At 74.6% G+C, this 17,148-nt stretch carries 17 protein-coding genes; 5 read left to right on the top strand and 12 right to left on the bottom strand.

Features of this window, described 5'->3' with window-relative positions; all coding sequences use genetic code 11:
* Together CTKZ_RS12510 and CTKZ_RS12505 are read right to left on the bottom strand one after the other, a co-directional pair.
* On the bottom strand, positions 1-215 hold a 215-nt coding region (locus CTKZ_RS12510), incomplete at its 3' end, for a TRAM domain-containing protein (RefSeq protein ID WP_124343257.1).
* Positions 205-2,208, bottom strand: a complete 2,004-nt coding sequence (locus CTKZ_RS12505) for an APC family permease (protein ID WP_124343256.1) — start codon at positions 2,206-2,208, stop codon at positions 205-207. The genes CTKZ_RS12505 and CTKZ_RS12510, both read right to left, overlap by 11 nt.
* A gap of 116 nt (positions 2,209-2,324) precedes the next feature.
* On the opposite strand from CTKZ_RS12505, the gene CTKZ_RS12500 reads away from it, so the two are divergent.
* Both CTKZ_RS12500 and CTKZ_RS12495 read left to right on the top strand, forming a co-directional pair.
* Positions 2,325-2,975: a potassium channel family protein gene (locus CTKZ_RS12500; RefSeq protein ID WP_124343258.1), complete on the top strand. Its 651-nt coding sequence runs from the start codon at positions 2,325-2,327 to the stop codon at positions 2,973-2,975.
* Positions 2,972-3,646, top strand: a complete 675-nt coding sequence (locus CTKZ_RS12495) for a potassium channel family protein (protein ID WP_124343255.1) — start codon at positions 2,972-2,974, stop codon at positions 3,644-3,646. The genes CTKZ_RS12500 and CTKZ_RS12495 overlap by 4 nt, the downstream gene beginning before the upstream one ends.
* On the opposite strand, the gene CTKZ_RS12490 is transcribed toward CTKZ_RS12495, so the two are convergent.
* From CTKZ_RS12490 to dut, 4 genes are all read right to left on the bottom strand, one after another.
* A complete protein-coding gene (locus tag CTKZ_RS12490) occupies positions 3,579-4,352 on the bottom strand; it encodes a DUF3159 domain-containing protein (protein WP_124343254.1) in 774 nt (257 codons plus the stop codon). The genes CTKZ_RS12495 and CTKZ_RS12490 overlap by 68 nt on opposite strands.
* 1 nt (position 4,353) lies before the next feature.
* Positions 4,354-4,722: an OB-fold nucleic acid binding domain-containing protein gene (locus tag CTKZ_RS12485; protein ID WP_124343253.1), complete on the bottom strand. Its 369-nt coding sequence runs from the start codon at positions 4,720-4,722 to the stop codon at positions 4,354-4,356.
* Positions 4,719-5,438, bottom strand: a complete 720-nt coding sequence (locus CTKZ_RS12480; RefSeq protein WP_124343252.1) for a DUF3710 domain-containing protein — start codon at positions 5,436-5,438, stop codon at positions 4,719-4,721. The genes CTKZ_RS12485 and CTKZ_RS12480 overlap by 4 nt, the downstream gene beginning before the upstream one ends.
* 99 nt (positions 5,439-5,537) lie before the next feature.
* The gene (dut, locus tag CTKZ_RS12475; protein WP_371852367.1) at positions 5,538-6,050 is read right to left on the bottom strand and encodes a dUTP diphosphatase; all 513 of its coding nucleotides are present in this window, start codon (positions 6,048-6,050) and stop codon (positions 5,538-5,540) included.
* Between dut and CTKZ_RS12470 the strand changes: the two genes are divergently transcribed.
* Positions 6,049-6,537 (top strand): DUF3093 domain-containing protein, encoded by a 489-nt coding sequence (locus CTKZ_RS12470; protein ID WP_124343250.1) that lies wholly within the window; start codon positions 6,049-6,051, stop codon positions 6,535-6,537. The two genes, dut and CTKZ_RS12470, sit on opposite strands and share 2 nt — an antisense overlap.
* A gap of 138 nt (positions 6,538-6,675) precedes the next feature.
* On the opposite strand, the gene CTKZ_RS12465 is transcribed toward CTKZ_RS12470, so the two are convergent.
* Together CTKZ_RS12465 and CTKZ_RS12460 are read right to left on the bottom strand one after the other, a co-directional pair.
* Complete coding sequence (locus CTKZ_RS12465; protein ID WP_124343249.1) at positions 6,676-6,975, bottom strand: DUF4193 domain-containing protein; 300 nt, start codon at positions 6,973-6,975, stop codon at positions 6,676-6,678.
* Positions 6,976-7,136: 161 nt separating this feature from the next.
* Positions 7,137-8,003 carry an inositol monophosphatase family protein gene (locus CTKZ_RS12460; protein ID WP_124343248.1) on the bottom strand — a complete coding sequence of 289 codons (867 nt, stop codon included), beginning with the start codon at positions 8,001-8,003 and terminating at the stop codon, positions 7,137-7,139.
* A 131-nt stretch (positions 8,004-8,134) separates the two neighbouring features.
* Here CTKZ_RS12460 and sepH point away from each other — a divergent pair, with 131 nt between their 5' ends.
* Complete coding sequence (gene sepH, locus CTKZ_RS12455) at positions 8,135-9,187, top strand: septation protein SepH (RefSeq protein WP_124343247.1); 1,053 nt, start codon at positions 8,135-8,137, stop codon at positions 9,185-9,187.
* A 37-nt stretch (positions 9,188-9,224) separates the two neighbouring features.
* On the opposite strand, the gene CTKZ_RS12450 is transcribed toward sepH, so the two are convergent.
* Genes CTKZ_RS12450 through CTKZ_RS12435 form a run of 4 tightly spaced genes read right to left on the bottom strand, consistent with a single transcriptional unit; the run spans position 9,225 to position 14,461 of the window.
* Positions 9,225-9,893, bottom strand: coding sequence for a thymidine kinase (locus tag CTKZ_RS12450; RefSeq protein ID WP_124343246.1), 669 nt, complete (start codon positions 9,891-9,893; stop codon positions 9,225-9,227).
* A 2-nt stretch (positions 9,894-9,895) separates the two neighbouring features.
* The gene (locus tag CTKZ_RS12445) at positions 9,896-11,074 is read right to left on the bottom strand and encodes an alkaline phosphatase family protein (RefSeq protein ID WP_124343245.1); all 1,179 of its coding nucleotides are present in this window, start codon (positions 11,072-11,074) and stop codon (positions 9,896-9,898) included.
* Complete coding sequence (locus tag CTKZ_RS12440) at positions 11,071-11,655, bottom strand: DUF5998 family protein (RefSeq protein ID WP_124343244.1); 585 nt, start codon at positions 11,653-11,655, stop codon at positions 11,071-11,073. The genes CTKZ_RS12445 and CTKZ_RS12440 overlap by 4 nt, the downstream gene beginning before the upstream one ends.
* 31 nt (positions 11,656-11,686) lie before the next feature.
* Positions 11,687-14,461, bottom strand: coding sequence for a bifunctional acetate--CoA ligase family protein/GNAT family N-acetyltransferase (locus CTKZ_RS12435; protein ID WP_124343243.1), 2,775 nt, complete (start codon positions 14,459-14,461; stop codon positions 11,687-11,689).
* A gap of 123 nt (positions 14,462-14,584) precedes the next feature.
* Between CTKZ_RS12435 and CTKZ_RS12430 the strand changes: the two genes are divergently transcribed.
* A complete protein-coding gene (locus tag CTKZ_RS12430; protein ID WP_124343242.1) occupies positions 14,585-17,059 on the top strand; it encodes a DNA gyrase/topoisomerase IV subunit A in 2,475 nt (824 codons plus the stop codon).
* The last annotated feature ends 89 nt before the right edge of the window (positions 17,060-17,148 follow it).

Raw genomic sequence — 17,148 nt, 5'->3', positions numbered from 1 at the left:
GCCGACGCGTCGAGCACCTCGACCGCGTCGGCACGCCAGAACTTCGCGGTCTCCCCCGCGTCCGTCAGCCGCGCACGCACGCGCTCGCCGGGCAGCGTGTGCCGTACGAACACGACGCGCCCCTGGTGCCGCGCGACGCAGTGCCCGCCGTGCGCGACCGGCCCGACCTCGAGCTCCACGACCGCGCCCACGGCCTCCGTCGTCTCAGTAACCACGCGGCACCGTACCCCGCACCGGGTCCTCGAGACCTGTCTGCCCCTCCGTCGAGGCGAGCTGCCACGGCACCGACGCCACCACCACGCCCGGGGTGAACAGCAGGCGCCCCTTGAGGCGCAGCGCGCTCTGGTTGTGCAGCAGCTGCTCCCACCAGTGCCCGACGACGTACTCGGGGATGTACACGACGACGAGGTCGCGCGGGCTCTCGCGGCGGATCGACCGCACGTACGTGAGCACGGGCCGCGTGATCTCGCGGAACGGCGAGTCCAGCACGCGCAGCGGGACGGGCAGGTTCATCGACTCCCACTGCGCGCGCAGCGCGTCGACGTCCTCCGGGTCGACGCCCACCGTGACGGCCTCGAGCAGCTGCGGCCGCGACGCCCGGGCGTAGGCGAGCGCGCGCATGGTCGGCCGGTGCAGGTGCGACACGAGCACGATCGCGTGCACGCGGCTCGGCAGCGCCCGGTGCGCGTCGGCGTCCTCGCCGAGCGCGAGCTCGGCGCGCACGTGCTGGTAGTGCTTGTTGATGCCCTTCATGAGCACGTAGACCGCGACCATCGCGAGGATCGCGATCCACGCACCGTGGGTGAACTTCGTGACGAGCACGATCACGAGCACCGTCCCCGTCATCGCGAGGCCGATCGTGTTGATGACCCGCGAGCGCTTCATCTGGCTGCGCACCGACGGGTTCGGCTCGGTGCGCAGCGCTCGCGTCCAGTGCCGCACCATGCCGGTCTGGCTGATCGTGAAGGACACGAAGACGCCGACGATGTAGAGCTGGATGAGGCGCGTGACCTCGGCGTCGAACGCCCAGATCAGCGCGATCGCCGCGGCCGCGAGCGTGACGATGCCGTTGGAGAAGGCCAGCCGGTCGCCGCGCGTGTGCAGCTGGCGCGGCAGGTACCCGTCACGCGCCAGGATCGACCCGAGCACGGGGAAGCCGTTGAAGGCGGTGTTCGCGGCGAGCACCAGGATGAGGCCCGTCACCACCGACACCAGCACGAACATCACCGGGATGCCCTGGAAGACCGAGTCGGCGAGCTGGCTGATGACGGGGTGCTGCACGTAGTCGTCGCCGACGGGCACGCCGTCCTCGAGCAGCTGCACGGACGGGTCCTCGGCGAACCGCACCTGCGTCGCCTGCGCGAGCAGCAGGATCGACATGATCATGACGATCGAGAGCCCGCCGAGCAGCGCGAGCGTCGTCGCCGCGTTCTTCGACTTCGGCTTCTTGAACGCCGGGACGCCGTTGCTGATCGCCTCGACGCCGGTCAGCGCGGCACACCCGGACGCGAACGCGCGCAGGATGAGGAAGAAGCCGGCCAGACCCGCGAGCCCCTGGTCGAACCCGGCCTCGGGTGCGACGTCGAAGCCCGCGCTCTCCGCGAGCGGCAGCGAGCCCGTGAAGTACCGGATCGCGCCGAACAGCGCGAGCGACCCGATCGCGAACATGAAGAGGTACACGGGGATCGCGAACGCGCTCCCGGACTCCTTGACGCCGCGCAGGTTCGCGATGGTGAGCAGCACGACCAGCCCGATCGCGAACGCGGCCTCGTGCCCGCGCAGGGGCGGGAACGCCGTCGCGGCGTACTGCGCGCCGGACGAGATCGACACCGCGACCGTGAGCACGTAGTCGACCAGCAGCGCGCTCGCGACCGTCACGCCCGCGTTCGGGCCCAGGTTGGTGTTCGCGACCTCGTAGTCGCCACCGCCCGACGGGTAGGCGTGCACGTTCTGCCGGTACGACGCGACCACCGTGATCATCACGACCACGACCGCGAGACCGACCCACGGGGAGATGACGAGCGCCGACAGCCCGGCCAGCGACAGCGTCAGCAGGATCTCGTCGGGCGCGTACGCCACCGAGGACAGCGCGTCCGACGCGAACACCGGCAGGGCGATCCGCTTCGGCAGGAGCGTGTGGCCGAGGCGGTCGCTCCGGACGGGGCGTCCGAGGACGAGTCGCTTGGCGGCATCCGCGAGATCCGACACGATGTCTGATGCTAGGCCCGCCGTGACCCCGCAGCACCATCCCCTGGTCCCGCAGGTCGTCGGCTCACCGGGACGGCGTCGCGGGTATAGCGTGACGCCCTGTGCACTTCGTGATCATGGGCTGCGGCCGTGTCGGCGCGTCGCTCGCGCAGTCGCTCGAGGACAACGGCCACTCGGTGGCGGTCGTCGACCAGAACCCCGACGCGTTCCGCCGGCTCGACGCCGACTTCGGCGGCAACAAGGTCACCGGCATGGGCTTCGACCGCGACACCCTCACCCAGGCGGGCATCGAGGACGCGTTCGGCTTCGCCGCCGTGTCCGACGGCGACAACTCGAACATCCTCGCGGCGCGCGTCGTGCGCGAGACGTTCGGGATCGACAACGTCGTCGCCCGCATCTACGACCCGCACCGCGCCGAGATCTACCAGCGACTCGGCATCCCGACCGTCGCGACCGTGCGCTGGACCGCGCACCAGGTGCTCCGGCGGCTGCTGCCGATGGGCGCGACCGACGAGTACCGCGACCCGTCCGGCCAGATCCAGCTGGCGCAGGTCGACGTCCACGACGGCTGGATCGGGCGCCCCCTGCGCGTGCTCGAGGAGGCCGCGGGCGTGCGCATCGCCTACCTCACCCGCTACGGCGACGGCGTGCTGCCGGCGCCGGACACCGTCCTGCAGGAGAACGACATCGTGCACGCGCTGTACCGGGCCGACGACGCGGCCTTCGTCGAGCGGACCCTCACGCACGCCCCGGTGGTGACCGAGTGAGGGTCGTCATCGCGGGTGCCGGCTCGGTCGGCCGGTCGATCGCGCGCGAGCTCCTCGGGCACGACCACGAGGTCACGCTCATCGACCGGCAGCCGTCCGCGATGCGCGTGGCGCAGGTCGCCGACGCGGACTGGCTGCTCGCCGACGCGTGCGAGCTGCCGACGCTGCGCGAGGTCCGCGCCGACGAGTGCGACGTCGTCGTGGCCGCGACGGGCGACGACAAGGCGAACCTCGTCATCTCCCTGCTCGCGAAGACCGAGTTCGGCGTGCCGCGCACGGTCGCGCGCGTCAACAACCCGAAGAACGAGTGGATGTTCGACGAGGCGTGGGGCGTCGACGTCGCCGTGTCGACGCCGCGCATCATGACGGCGATGGTCGAGGAGGCCGTCACCGTCGGCGACCTGGTGCGGATCTTCACGTTCCACCAGTCGCGCGCGGACATCCTCGAGATCACGCTGCCCGACGACTCGCCCCTCGCGGGGATCCGCCTGGGTCAGATCGACTGGCCGACCGACACGGTCCTCGCGTGCATCGTGCGCGACGCGCGCCCGATCGCCCCCAGCCCGGACGACACCCTCGAGGGGCGCGACGAGCTGCTGTTCGTCACGGGTCGTGACGCGGACGAGAAGGCGCTCGACCTGCTCCTGACCCGCGGACCAGCAGCCAGCTGATCCAGAGGGCCAGCGCGAACAGCGGGACGCCCATGACGAGCTTCGCGGTGCCCAGCCACGCGACCTCGGCCGAGAGGTAGAGCGGCACCTGCACGCCCAGGCGCAGCGCGAACACGACGATGATCGGCCACGTCGCGAGCGTGTAGCGCCGCCGGAGGTCGCTGTCCTGCCGCCACGCGACGGCCGCCGACCAGGACCCGCCCGCGACGGGCCCGTCCTTCGCGAACAGCCCGGCGACGATCCCGACGAGCGGCCACCCGACCAGCACCGAGACGAGCGTCCCGACGAGGTACGCGACGTTGGTCCACAGGCCGTACGCGAAGTAGTCCTCCGCCTGGCCGGTGCGCACGGCCCAGAACACGCCGATGCCGACGCCGACGACGCCCGCGAAGGCCTGCGTGACCGGCGTGCGCTGCACGAGCCGGGCGACGACGGCGACGAGCGCGGCCGCGCCCGCCGCGACCAGCGCGGGCGCCATGCGCTGCCCGGAGACCAGGTAGACGACCACGAACAGCAACCCGGGCGCGACCGACTCGACGATCCCGCGGACGCCGCCCATGGCGTCGAGCGCGGAGAACTCGTCGGCCGTCACGGCCCGCAGGCCGCGTGCGGTGCCGCCCTCCTCGGGCGGGACGACGTCGTCGACGACGTCGAGGGGCCGCTCCGCGGCGGCCGGGTCGGCGGCGTGCCGCGGTTCCTCCGTCACGTCACTCCCCCGGCCGCGGACGCAGCTCGTACTTGGGGTTGAACACCGTGCGCCGGCCGTCGACCTGGCACACGAGCCCCTCGATGCGCACGCGGCGACCGGGCGCGATGCCGGCGATCTCCCGCCGACCGAGCCACACCAGGTCGAGCGTGCCGCTGCCGTCGTACAGCTCGGCCTCGAGCGCGGGCACGCCCTCGCGCGGCCGCAGCACGACCGAACGGATCACGCCCGACACGCTCGCGCGCGTGCGGTCGGCGAGCTTCTCGACCGGCGTGCAGCCGACCGACCGCAGGGCGTCGGCGCGCTCCTCGTCGGCCTCGATCTCGGCCTGCGACGCGACGACCTTGCGCATGCGCTCCTTGAGCGTCATCGGATCTCCGTGATCTCCGGTCCGCGAGTCAGCGGGTCGAACGTGGGCTTCTCGGTCGCGGGCTCGGCCGGGGCCTGCGCCGGGCCGGGGAGCTTGAGGGCGAGCAGGTCGCGCGGCGGACGGGCCTCGGTGCCGCGCACGACGACGATGCGGGCGAACAGCTGCTCGAGCGCCTCCGCGGCGCCCGGCTCGACCGCGCCCTTGCCGGTGATGACGCCGCGCAGGAACCAGCGCGGCCCGTCGGCGCCGATGAAGCGCGCCGGCCGGTGGCCGGTCCGGCCCTCGGGCGTCTTGACGGGGAGCCGTGCGAGCAGCTCGCGGCCGAACGGCCCCGGGATGTCGTCGACCGACCCGCCCTGGGCGGTCACCGACTCGGCGATCTCCTCGCGGATCTCGTCCCAGATGCCCTCGGAGCGCGGCGCGGCGAACGCCTGGACCTGCAGCGACGAGCCGTCGAGGAGCACGGACGCGGCGGACACCACGTTCGTCGCCTTGTCGATCTCCATGCGCAGCTCCATGCCGGGCAGCCCGGGCAGCCGGATCGCACCGAGGTCGACGCGCGGGATGTCGTCGGTGACCTCCGCCTCGTCCCACGGGCCCGCGGTGCGGGCGGGTACCGACGGCTCCGCGTCGCCCGGCTCGTCGAGCGGGACGGACTCGGTCTCGACGACCTCGTCGGCGGCCGTGTCCTTGCCGCCGCGTCGGAACAGACCCACGACACTCTCCTCCCGGCGCACCCGTGCGCGCCGTCGCTCTCGACAGTAGTCCTGCGCCGGACCGCGACCTAGTCGGTCCCGGCGGCGTCCCGGCACCGGTCAGCCCGTGTGCGCGGCCTTCCAGCCACCGCTCGACCCGAACCCGCCGTCGCCGCGGTGCGACCCCGGCAGGTGCTCGACCTCGACGAACCGTGCGCGCTCGACGCGCTGGACGACGAGCTGCGCGACCCGGTCGCCGCGGTGCAGCTCGAGTGCGTGCTCGACGTCGGTGTTGAGCAGCGTCACCGCGATCTCGCCGCGGTAGCCCGCGTCGACCGTGCCGGGCGCGTTGACGATCGTGAGGCCGTGCCTGGCCGCGAGCCCCGAGCGCGGGTGGACGAACGCGGCGTAGCCGTCCGGCAGCGCGATCGCGACGCCCGTCGGGACCGTCACCCGACCCTGCGGCGGGACGACCACGTCGACACGCGTCACGAGGTCCGCGCCGGCGTCGCCCGGGTGCGCGTAGGAGGGTGCGGGCAGGTCCGGGTCGAGCCGGAGGAGCAGCACCTCGACGGGCGGTTCGGCGGTCACGGGGCCCGACCCTACCTCCCCGGGATGGGATGCTGGGGGCATGCCTGGCACCGCTCCGCGTCCGTCGTCCGCGCCCGTCCCGGGACCGGTCTGGTCGGAGCGGCTGTGGCTCGGCCCGTGGGGGTGGACGCTCCTCGTGGCGTTCACCCTCATGCTCGGCGTGGTGCTGGTGCCGGTCGACGCCGTGCTGGCGGTCGCCGTGGCGCTCGTCGCCCTCGCGGGCGGCCTGACCGCCGCGGTCCTGCTCACGCCGACGGTCTCGGTGCGCGACGGCGTGCTGCGCGCGGGTCGTGCGCACATCCCGGTCGCGCTGCTGGGCGACGTCACGGTGCTCGACGCGGACGCGCTGCGGACCGAGCTGGGGCCGCGCCTCGACGCGCGCGCGCACGTGTGCCTGCGGGGGTGGGTGCGCAGCGGCGTGCGCGTGGAGCTGGCGGACCCCGCCGACCCCACGCCGTACTGGCTGGTGTCGTCGCGCCGACCTGAGGAGCTCGCACGAGCGCTCACGGTCGGCGCGCAGGCGCGCTGAACGCGCCGTCGGCCACGTCCCCCTGAGGTCGACCGCCCCCTCGACGGTCGTCCCTGCTGGTCTCCCCCTCGGCGACGGGCAGGGCAGGTCGGCCGGCCGCCCGCGGTGCGGGGGCCGGCCGAACGGTTCAGCGCGGGATCACGCGGCGCACTCGGAGCACACCGGTGCCCCGTTGCGCTCGTAGGCGAGCTGGCTGCGGTGGTGCACCAGGAAGCAGCTCGAACAGGTGAACTCGTCCGCCTGCCGGGGAAGGACGCGGACCGAGAGCTCCTCGCCCGACAGGTCCGCACCCGGCAGCTCGAAGCCTTCGGCGGCCTCGGTCTCGTCCTCGTCCACCACGCCCGAGTTCTTGTCCGAGCGCCGGGCCTGGAGCTCCTGGAGCGAGTCCTCGCTCAGGTCCTCCTCGGTCTTGCGCGGGGCGTCGTAGTCGGTAGCCATGAGTGGCGTCACACTCCGTCGTCAGATGGATTCTCGTACGCGGGATCAATGCACCGGTGACGGGATTTGTTCCCCACGCGCGGAGGATTGTGCACCACATCTGCCCCGAGTGCGAACACGGACGCGCGACCATATTCGCGGAGGGCTTTGCGGGAGCGTTTTCACCCGTCGCTGTCGGCGTCGAGCGACTCGAGCAGGGTGCGCAGCTCGGTCACCCGCCCGGCCGCCCCGGCTACCGTCATCTCGGTCCCCGCGGGGCGCCCGCGCAGGCCGGTGACCTGCAGACCCGCCTCCTGCGCGACGAGCGACGCCGCCGCGAGGTCCCACGGGGCGAGACCCCGCTCGTAGTAGAGGTCGAGGTGGCCCGCCGCGAGATTGCAGATGTCGAGCGCCGCCGACCCGATGCGACGGATATCACGTACTCGGGGCAACAGCTCGGCGAGCACGCGCGCCTGCGCGCGACGTCGCGTCGCGAGGTATCCGAACCCGGTGCCGACGAGGCACCCCGCGAGCGCGGGCGGGTCCTCGGCCCGGAGCACGCGACCGTCCAGCGTCGCGCCCTGCCCGAGGCCCGCGCGGAACGTCCGGCCGTCGGTCGGCGCGTGCACGCACGCCGCGACCACCGTCCACGTCGCGGGGTTCGGCGCACGGCCGTCGTCGCCGGCCGGTCCGACGACCGCGGCGACCGAGACGGCGTAGGCGGGCAGCCCGTACAGGTAGTTGACGGTGCCGTCGATCGGGTCGACGACCCACGTCACGCCCGACGTGCCGAGCACGTACCCCTGCTCCTCCCCGAGGATGCCGTCGTGCGGCCGCAGCTCGGCGAGCCGGCGGCGCAGCAGGTCCTCCGACGCGAGGTCCATCGCCGTCACGACGTCCTCGGGGCTGCTCTTCGTCGCCGCCACGGCGACACGCTCGGGCCGGCCCTCGTGGATCAGGCGGCCGGCCTCGCGTGCGAGGCGCTCGGCGACCTCGACGAGCTCGGCGACGACGTCGGTGGTCAACGGCAGGTCCCGGGGGGCGTCCATCCCGCCCATCCTGCCCGGCGGCGGGGCCGGACGCACCGACCGTCCGCGAGGCGAGGCGCGGCTCACCGTCCCGGATCCACCCGCCGGGCGCCCGGAGGTGGCAGGCTCTTCCCGAGGTACCGGGAGGTCGAATGGGTGAGCTCGAGCTGGAGGGTCTGCACGAGGACGGCGAGCATCTCGTCCTCGTGGGCCCCGGGGGCGAGCGGTTCCGTCTGCGCATCGACGAGCCGCTGCGCGCGGCCGTGCGCCGGGACCGGCCGCAGCTCGAACAGCTGCGCGCCGAGAGCGCGGGGACGCTGAGCCCGCGGGAGATCCAGGCGCGGATCCGTGCGGGCGCGACGACGCAGGAGGTCGCGGACGCGTCCGGCCTGCCCGTCGAGCACGTCCGTCGCTACGAGGGGCCGGTGCTGGCCGAGCGCGAGTACGTCGCCGAGCAGGCGCGTGCGACGCGCGTCGGCCGTGACGCGGGCGCGCCGACGCTGGGCGACCTCGTGACGGACCGGCTCGCGGCCCGCGGCGTCGACCTCGCGTCGCTCGCGTGGGACTCGGCGCGGGAGCCGTCCGGCCCGTGGGTCGTGCTCGCGCGCTTCCGCGTGGGCGACACCGCGCACGAGGCCCGGTGGACGTTCGACGCGGCACGACGCACCGTCGTGGCCGACGACGACGAGGCACGGTGGCTCTCCGAGACGGAGCTCCCGGACGAGCCCGTCTCCCGCCGTCATCTCGCGGCCGTCCGTGACGTCGTGTTCGACTTCCGCGACGACGGGTCGCTCACGGGCGGGGACGCACCCGAGCCCGAGCCGGAGCCCGACCCGCAGCAGGAGACGCACGACCTGCTCGACGAGCTCCGCACCCGGCGCGGCGTGCGGCAGAACCTCGACCTCGACGTCGACGACGAGGAGTTCGAGGGGTTCGGCCCGCAGCACGCGTTCGACTTCGGCCGCGACGACGCGGACGTCCCCGGGGCGCACCCGCTCGACGCCGACCCGCTCGCGGAGGCCGTCGTGCTGCGCCCGCCGGCGCCCGAGCCGGAGCCCGAGCCGGACGCGGTGGTGCCCGCGGTGCCCGTCGTGCCGCTCGACGACGAGTCGCCCGCCGAGCCCGCCGAGCGGCCCCGCACGCGCAAGGGGCGCGCGAAGGTGCCGAGCTGGGACGAGATCGTCTTCGGCGCCAAGCCGGAGTGACCCGGCCTCGGCGGTCGCGTCCGGCCTGATGCGAGGGTCAGGCCCTGACGCCGAGGGTGCCCTGCGCCGACGAGAGGGTCGCGACCGACGGTGACGCCGCGCGCGCGGTCGCGGCGGTCATCCGTCGCATGTGGTGCCGACGGCACAGCACCTCGTACGCGACCTCGCCGCTCGCGGCGGCGACGTCGCCGACGACCACCTGGGCGCCCTCGACGACCATGACGCCGTCGACCGTGCGCGCGTTGTGGGTCGCGCGCGCGCCGCACCAGCAGAGCGCCTTGACCTGGAGCACCTCGACGCGGTCGGCGAGCTCGACGAGCCGGGCGGATCCCGGGAACAGCCTCGCCCGGAAGTCGGTCGAGATCCCGAACGTGTAGACGTCGACCTCGAGCTCGTCGACGACGCGCGCGAGCTGCTCGACCTGCGTGGCGGTGTAGAACTGCGCCTCGTCGGCGATGAGGTAGTCGACCGGCTGCCCCTGCGTGCGTCGCTCGATGACCTCGGCCCAGAAGTCCGTCGCGTCGCCGACCTCGGCGGCGTGCTGCACGAGGCCGAGGCGCGACGAGATGGTCGCCGCACCGGCCCGGTCGTTGCGCGTGAACAGCACGCCGTCGCGCCCGCGCGCCGCGTGGTTGTGGTGCATCTGCAGCGCGAGCGTGGACTTGCCGCAGTCCATCGTTCCCGAGAAGAAGACGAGCTCCGCCACGGTCAGGAGCCTTTCTGCACGACGAGGAACGGGACGAGCATCTCGTGCCGGGTGAGCGACCCGTGCACGCCGACGAGCTCGAGCGACGCGGGCGACTGGGTCGCGGAGTCGACCACGGTCGCGCGGCCCGTCATGGCGACGACCACGTCGCCGAGGACGCGCCGCGCACGCTCCCCCACGGGCCCGAACCAGCCGGCGTCGACCGCGGCCTCGCGCGTGACGACGACGGCTGCGTCCCCGAGCGTGCCGCGCCACCGCTCGGCGACGGCCTCGGCGTCGGCGCCCGGGCGCAGGTGCAGGTGCGACGCGCGCGGCTCCCCCGCGACGAGCGCGACGTCGGCGGACAGCACGGGGTGGGTCGCGACGTCCCAGCGCGCGGTGCGGTCGACGTCGACCATGCCGTGGTCGGCGGTGACGACGAGGAGCGTGCCGCGCGGGAGGCTGCGCGCGAGCCGACCGAGCTCGGCGTCGAGGTCGGCGAGCGCGTCACCCCACTGCCACGACCCCCAGCCGTGGTGGTGGCCCGCCTTGTCGACGTCGCCCCAGTAGAGGTAGGTGAGGCCCGGGCGCCGCAGCGCGTCGAGCGTCGCGTCGACCCGGTCGGCGAGCGACTCGGCCACACGGTAGGTCGCGCCGCGCAGCGCCGCCTCGGTGAGGCCCGACCCGGCGAAGCGCGCCGGGCCGACGCTCGTGACGCTCGCGCCGGCTGCCGTGAGCCGCTCGAACACCGTGGGCTCCGCCTGCCACTCGCGGGCGGGCGGCAGGTCCGTCCACGACACGAGGTTCCCGAGCCGTCCGGTCGCGGGGTCGCGGACGGTGTAGCCGAGCATCGCGGTGGTGCCCGGCCCGGCACCGACGCCGAGGCTGCCGATCGCGGTCGCGGTCGTCGACGGGAACGTGCTGACGAGCGGCTCGGACTCGCGGACCACCCCGCGCAGGAACGGGGCGTGGCCCGCGCGCTCGCTCAGGTTCACGTGGCCGAGGCCGTCGACGAGCACGAGGCACACCCGGTCGGCGCGCGGCAGCCCGAGAAGGCCGGCGTCCGGTTGTTCGTGGCCGAGCACGCCCGCGAGCGCGGGCAGGAGCGACGGCAGGGCGGGCTCGTCGCCGCCCGGCAGCACGAGGTCCGCGTCGACCGGCAGCTCGACGAGCCGCGACGGCGACCCGGGCGGACGCGTCATCGACCGTGCGCGCTGGCGGCGGACAGCTGCCGCGCGAACGCGGCGGCGGCCCGCACCGAGTCGACGCCCTCGGCGGCGGCGCTCACGCGCACCACGACGTCGTCGGGGGTGAGCGTGCCGGTCAGGCCGTGGTCCGCCTCGCAGGCCGGGTCGCCGCACGTCGCGGGCTCGAGGTCGACGCGGGACACGGCCCCCCACCCGATCGCGAGCGTGAGCTCGGTCGGCGGCGTCCCGGCACGGTGTCGCTCCGGGTCCGGCATCACGTGCGTGAGGGCCACCGACCGCAGCTCGGCGATCGGGACCGCCTCGGTGGTCGCCGACGCGCTGGGCGACGGGTTCTCCGAGTCGGCGGCCTGGTCGTCGACGTGGGCCACGACGAGCCGGGTCGGCGTGAGCGCGAGGACCGTCACGTGGCGGCGGACCTCGGAGGCGTCGAACGTCGTCTCGGGGTGGACGAGGTGGGCGACCACGGGCTCGTCCGCGAGCGCCACGTCGAGGACGTCGGCCACGAGCTCCGGGTAGTAGCCGGCGCGGTGCAGGTCGTCGCGCAGGTCGTCAGATACTGCTGGCACGGCGCCCATCCTCCCACCGCCGCGGGGGTGCGCGCGGCGGTCACGCACGGGGCAGCCGCCGCGTCGAGTCCGCCCGGTCGGCGGGGGCGAGCGTCGCGCGCGCACCCAGGACGACCGCGCCGTGCTCGGACACCACGACGGGGTTGAGCTCGAGCGAGCGCAGCCCGGGCAGGTCGTCGGCGAGGACGGAGACGCGCGCGATGACGTCCTCGAGCGCGGCGACGTCCACGGCGGGCAGCCCGCGGTAGCCGAACAGGCGCGGGGCGGCGCGTGCCGACCGCACGAGCTCGGCGACGTCGACGTCCGTCAGCGGCGGCACGCCGTACGCCACGTCGCCCAGGAGGTCGGACGCGTCGCCCGACAGCCCGAAGCTGATGATCGGGCCGAAGAGCGGGTCCTCGGTGGACCGCACGACGCACGCGGAGCCGTGCGGCGCCATCGCCTGCACCTCGAGCGGCGCACCGTCGCCCTGCGGTCGGTGGGCGGCGCCGAGCGCGAGCACCTGGGCGACGTCGGAGCGCAGCTCGGCCTCGTCGGCGACGTCGAGCCGCACGCCGCCGAGGTCGGCGCGGTGCCGCAGCGCGGGCACGGTCGTCTTGAGCGCGACGGGCCAGCCGATCCGCTCGGCGACCTCGACCGCCTCGTCGGCGTCGTGCACGGGGAACGACGGGAGGACGTGGACGCCGACGGTCGCGAGCAGCGCGGACGTGCGCGCGACGTCGAGGTCGACGGTCCCCTCGGGTGCGGCACCGGGCGGCCAGCGCGTGACGTCCGGGTCCTCGACGCGACGGGGAGCCGCCTCCGCGAGCCACCCGGCGACGAGCCGTCGCGCGGCGCGCGTGTCGACCCCGTCGGGGTGCAGCGGGCGGCCGCGGTCCGTCGCGCGCCACCGGGCGTAACGCGACGCGTGGCCGAGCGCGAGCGCCGCGTCCTCGGGCGTGCTGTAGGCGGGCACGGTCCACGACCGGCCGTCCGCGTCGAGCGCCGTGAGCTCGGGCGTCACGCCGTGCAGGCCGAGCACCGAGGCGACGGTCGTGCGGCCGGTGCGCGCGGCCGCGGCCGCGACCTCGCGCGGCAGGGTCTCGCCGACCGGGCCGAGCGTGGGGATCCGCACGACGACGACCACGTCGGTGGTGGGGTCGTCGTAGACGGCGGCGACCGTGGCACGGATCTCGTCGTCGTCCGCGTCCTCGGCGAGCATCGCGACGTGGCCCGACAGGACCAGGCCGCCGGCGGACACCGCCTCGGCGACGAGCGCGGCGACGGACGCGGAGGACGCGAGGACCGCGACGCGGCGGCCCCGGGGCAGCGGCTGGTGCGCGAGCAGCTGCGCGACGTCGAGCATCTGGTGCGTGTTGTCGACGCGGATGACGCCGGCCTGGCGCATCACCTCGGTGAGCGTCCGGGGCGGCGCGTACGTGGGCCGCACGGCGTGCCCGGGCGGGACGACGTGGCCGGACCGGCCCGCGGTGACGACGACGACGGGCTTCACGGACGACAGCCGGCGCGCGACGCGGGAGAACTTGCGCGGGTTGCCGATCGACTCGAGGTACAGGCCGACCACGTCGGTGCCGTCGTCGTCGGCCCAGAACTGCATGAGGTCGTTGCCGGAGACGTCGGCGCGGTGCCCGGCGGACACGAACTCCGCGAGGCCGATCCCGCGGCGCTGCACGGCGCGGATCAGCGCGACGGCCAGCGGTGCGGACTGGCAGAACAGCCCGACGCGGCCGGGCAGCGGCGGGTCGTCCTCGAGCGACGCGTTGAGCAGCCCGTCCGGCCCGGCGGCGAGCACGCCGTAGGACGCGGGACCGACCACGCGGATGCCGGCGGCGTGCGCGACGCGCAGCAGCGTGCGCTGGCGCGCGAGCCCGTCGGCGCCCGTCTCGGCGAAGCCGGTCGACAGCAGCACGACGCCGCGGACCCCGAGCGGCACGAGGCCGCGCACGACCTCGGTGGCACGCTCGGGCGGCACGGCGACGACCGCGAGCCGGACCGGTCGCGGCACGTCGGCGAGCCCGCTGTGCGCGTGCGCGCCCGCGGCGACGTCCTCGACGCCGACCGTGTGCACCGTCGCGCCGCCCCCGGCGACGAGGTTGGCGGCGGCCCGGGCCGCCTGCCGGCCGGCGAGGGTGCGCGCATCGTCCGGCCCGGGACCGACGACCACGACGGTGCCGGCCTCGAGGAGCTCCCGGACCGAGCGGGCCTCGGCCCGGTGCTCGCGGTCGGCGATCACGGCGAGGGACCGGTCCGTCGGGTCGATGTCGAAGCCGACGGACACGACGCCGTCCTCGGTCTGCTGCGTCACCGCGTACCCCGCCTCGCGGAACACCGCGATCATCCGGCCGTTCTGCGGCAGCACGTCCGCGACGAACCGTCGCACGCCGCGCTCGCGCGCCGCCGCGGCGAGGTGCTCGAGGAGCACCGACCCGATGCCGCGGCCCTGGTGCGCGTCGGACACGTTGAACGCGACCTCCGCCTCCTCGGGCGCCTCGCCGACGAGCCGGTCGTAGCGCGCGACGCCGATGATGTGCTCGACGCCGTCGGCGTCGGCCGCGACCGCGACGAGCGCGACCCGGTCGACATGGTCGACGTTGACGAGCCGGTGCAGGTCGCGGTCGGGCAGCCGTTCGAGGTGCGCGAAGAAGCGCAGGTAGGTGGACCGCTCGGACTGCGCGACGTGGAACGCCTGCAGCGCGTCGGCGTCGCTCGGCCGGATGGGCCGCACGTGCGTCGTCGACCCGTCGGCCAGCACGACGTCCGCCTCCCACGCGGCGGGATAGCGGGCGGGCGCCGCGTCCTCGTCGACGTCTGCCATGCACGCCAGGCTATCCGGGCGGGGCGCTGCGTCGTGCGCGCCCGCGTGCCGTGCCCACGACGCGCCCCGGACGGGCGACAATGGGCGGCGCACATCCCGCACCGGACCGAGGAGCACTCCCGCATGGCGCGTCGCCCCGCGACCCCGAACCTCCCTCCCGAGGACCTCGTCGAGCGCATCGTCGACATCGACGTCGCCTCCGAGATGGAGGGGTCGTTCCTCGAGTACGCGTACTCGGTCATCTACTCGCGCGCGCTCCCCGACGCCCGCGACGGGCTCAAGCCCGTGCAGCGGCGCATCCTGTTCCAGATGGCCGACATGGGCCTGCGCCCCGACCGGCCGTACGTGAAGTCGGCGCGCGTCGTCGGCGAGGTCATGGGCAAGCTCCACCCGCACGGTGACGCCCCGATCTACGACGCGATGGTCCGTCTGGCGCAGGCGTTCGCGCTCCGGCTCCCGCTCGTCGACGGGCACGGCAACTTCGGCTCGCTCGACGACGGCCCTGCCGCCCCCCGGTACACCGAGGCGCGGCTCGCACCGTCGGCGACGGCCATGACGACGGGGCTCGACGAGGATGTCGTCGACTTCGTCCCGAACTACGACAACAAGCTCACGCAGCCCGAGGTGCTGCCCTCGGCGATCCCGAACCTGCTGGTCAACGGCGCGGCGGGCATCGCGGTCGGCATGGCGACGAACATGGCGCCGCACAACCTCGTCGAGGTCGTCGCCGCGGCGCGCCACCTGGTCATGCACCCGGACGCGACGCTCGACGAGCTCATGCGCTTCGTGCCCGGCCCGGACCTGCCGACGGGCGGCAAGATCATCGGCCTGGACGGTGTGCGGGACGCCTACCGGACGGGCCGCGGCGCGTTCAAGACGCGCGCGACGGCGGTCGTCGAGAACGTCACGCCCAAGCGCAAGGGCATCGTCATCACCGAGCTGCCGTACATGGTCGGCCCGGAGAAGGTCATCGAGAAGATCAAGGAGGGCGTGCAGAGCAAGAAGCTCTCGGGCATCTCCGACGCGGTCGACCTCACCGACCGCCAGCACGGCCTGCGCCTCGTCATCGAGGTCAAGACGGGCTTCCACCCGGAGGCCGTGCTCGAGCAGCTCTACCGGTTCACGCCGCTCGAGGACTCGTTCTCGATCAACAACGTCGCGCTCGTCGACGGCCAGCCGCGCACGCTCGGCCTGCGCGAGCTGCTCCAGGTGTGGGTCGACCACCGGATCTCCGTGGTGCGCCGCCGCTCGCAGTTCCGGCTGACCAAGCGGCAGGAGCGGCTGCACCTCGTCGAGGGCCTGCTGGTCGCGATCCTCGACATCGACGAGGTCATCCAGGTCATCCGCTCGTCCGACGACGCGGACTCCGCCCGGACGCGCCTCCAGACCGTGTTCGACCTGTCCGAGCCGCAGGCCGAGTACATCCTCGAGCTGCGCCTGCGCCGCCTGACCAAGTTCTCCCGCCTCGAGCTCGAGCGCGAGAAGGAGCAGCTGCTCGCGGAGATCGCCGAGCTCGAGGCGATCCTGCGCGACGAGCAGCGGCTGCGCGTCCTCGTGTCCGACGAGATGGCCGAGGTCGCCGCGACCTACGGCACGCCGCGCCGGACGATCCTCCTGGAGTCCGCGGGCGGCACGTCGGTGTCGGGGGCGCCGGCCGCGCGCGCGTCCGCCACGCCGCTCGAGATCGAGGACTCGCCCTGCTGGGCGCTGCTGTCCGGGACGGGCCTGCTCGCGCGCACCGCCGGCGCCGACGCGCCCGTCCGGTCGGCCGACGCCCGCCGCGCGAAGCACGACGTGCTGTCGGCGGGCGTCCCCACGAGCGCCCGTGCGGACATCGGCGTCGTGACCTCGCGCGGTCGGGTGCTGCGGCTGTCGGTCCTCGACCTGCCGGCCCTGCCGCCGACCGACGGCCCGCCGTCGCTGTCGGGCGGTGTCCCGCTCACCGAGCTCGTGACGCTGCCCGCGGGCGAGCGCGTCGTCGGCCTCGCGTCCCTCGCCGCCGACTCCCCGACGCTCGCCCTCGCGACCGCGCAGGGCACCGTCAAGCGCGTCGCGCAGGGCGACGTGCCCGGCAACAAGGACGAGTGGGTCGTCGTGGGCCTGCGCGACGACGACGAGGTCGTCGGTGTCGCCGCCGTGGCGGACGACGACGAGCTGGTGCTCGTGAGCTCGGACTCCTCGCTCCTGCACTTCCCCGCGTCGTCCGTGCGTCCGCAGGGCCGTGCCGCCGGGGGCATGGCGGGCATCAAGCTGGCGTCCGGCCAGCGGGTCGTCGCGTTCGGTGCGGTGCGCCCCGACGAGGTCGGCGACGCGCTCGTCGTCACCGTCTCCGGCTCGTCGAGCGCCCTGCCGGGCACGCAGGCCGGCGCCGCCAAGGTGACCCCGTTCGACGCCTACCCCGGCAAGGGCCGCGCGACGGGCGGTGTCCGCTCGCACCGGTTCCTCAAGGGCGAGGACACGCTCATCGCCGCGTGGGTCGGTGCGGGACCTGCGTGGGCCGCGGGCTCCGCGGGCCAGCCGGTCGACCTGCCGACCCCGGACCCGCGCCGCGACGGGTCGGGCACGCCGCTGACCGTGCCGGTCCACGCGATCGGCTGACCGCGGCCGGTCTGCACGTCGGCGGCTCTCGCCGTCGCCGCCGGCACGCCGGTCGTCGCGACCGCGCCGCCGCCGGCACGCCGGTCGTC

The organism is Cellulomonas algicola (genome assembly GCF_003851725.1).
Taxonomy (GTDB): domain Bacteria; phylum Actinomycetota; class Actinomycetes; order Actinomycetales; family Cellulomonadaceae; genus Cellulomonas; species Cellulomonas algicola.
Note: the sequence above shows the minus strand (reverse complement) of the source record. Positions and strands in the feature narration are given on the sequence as shown.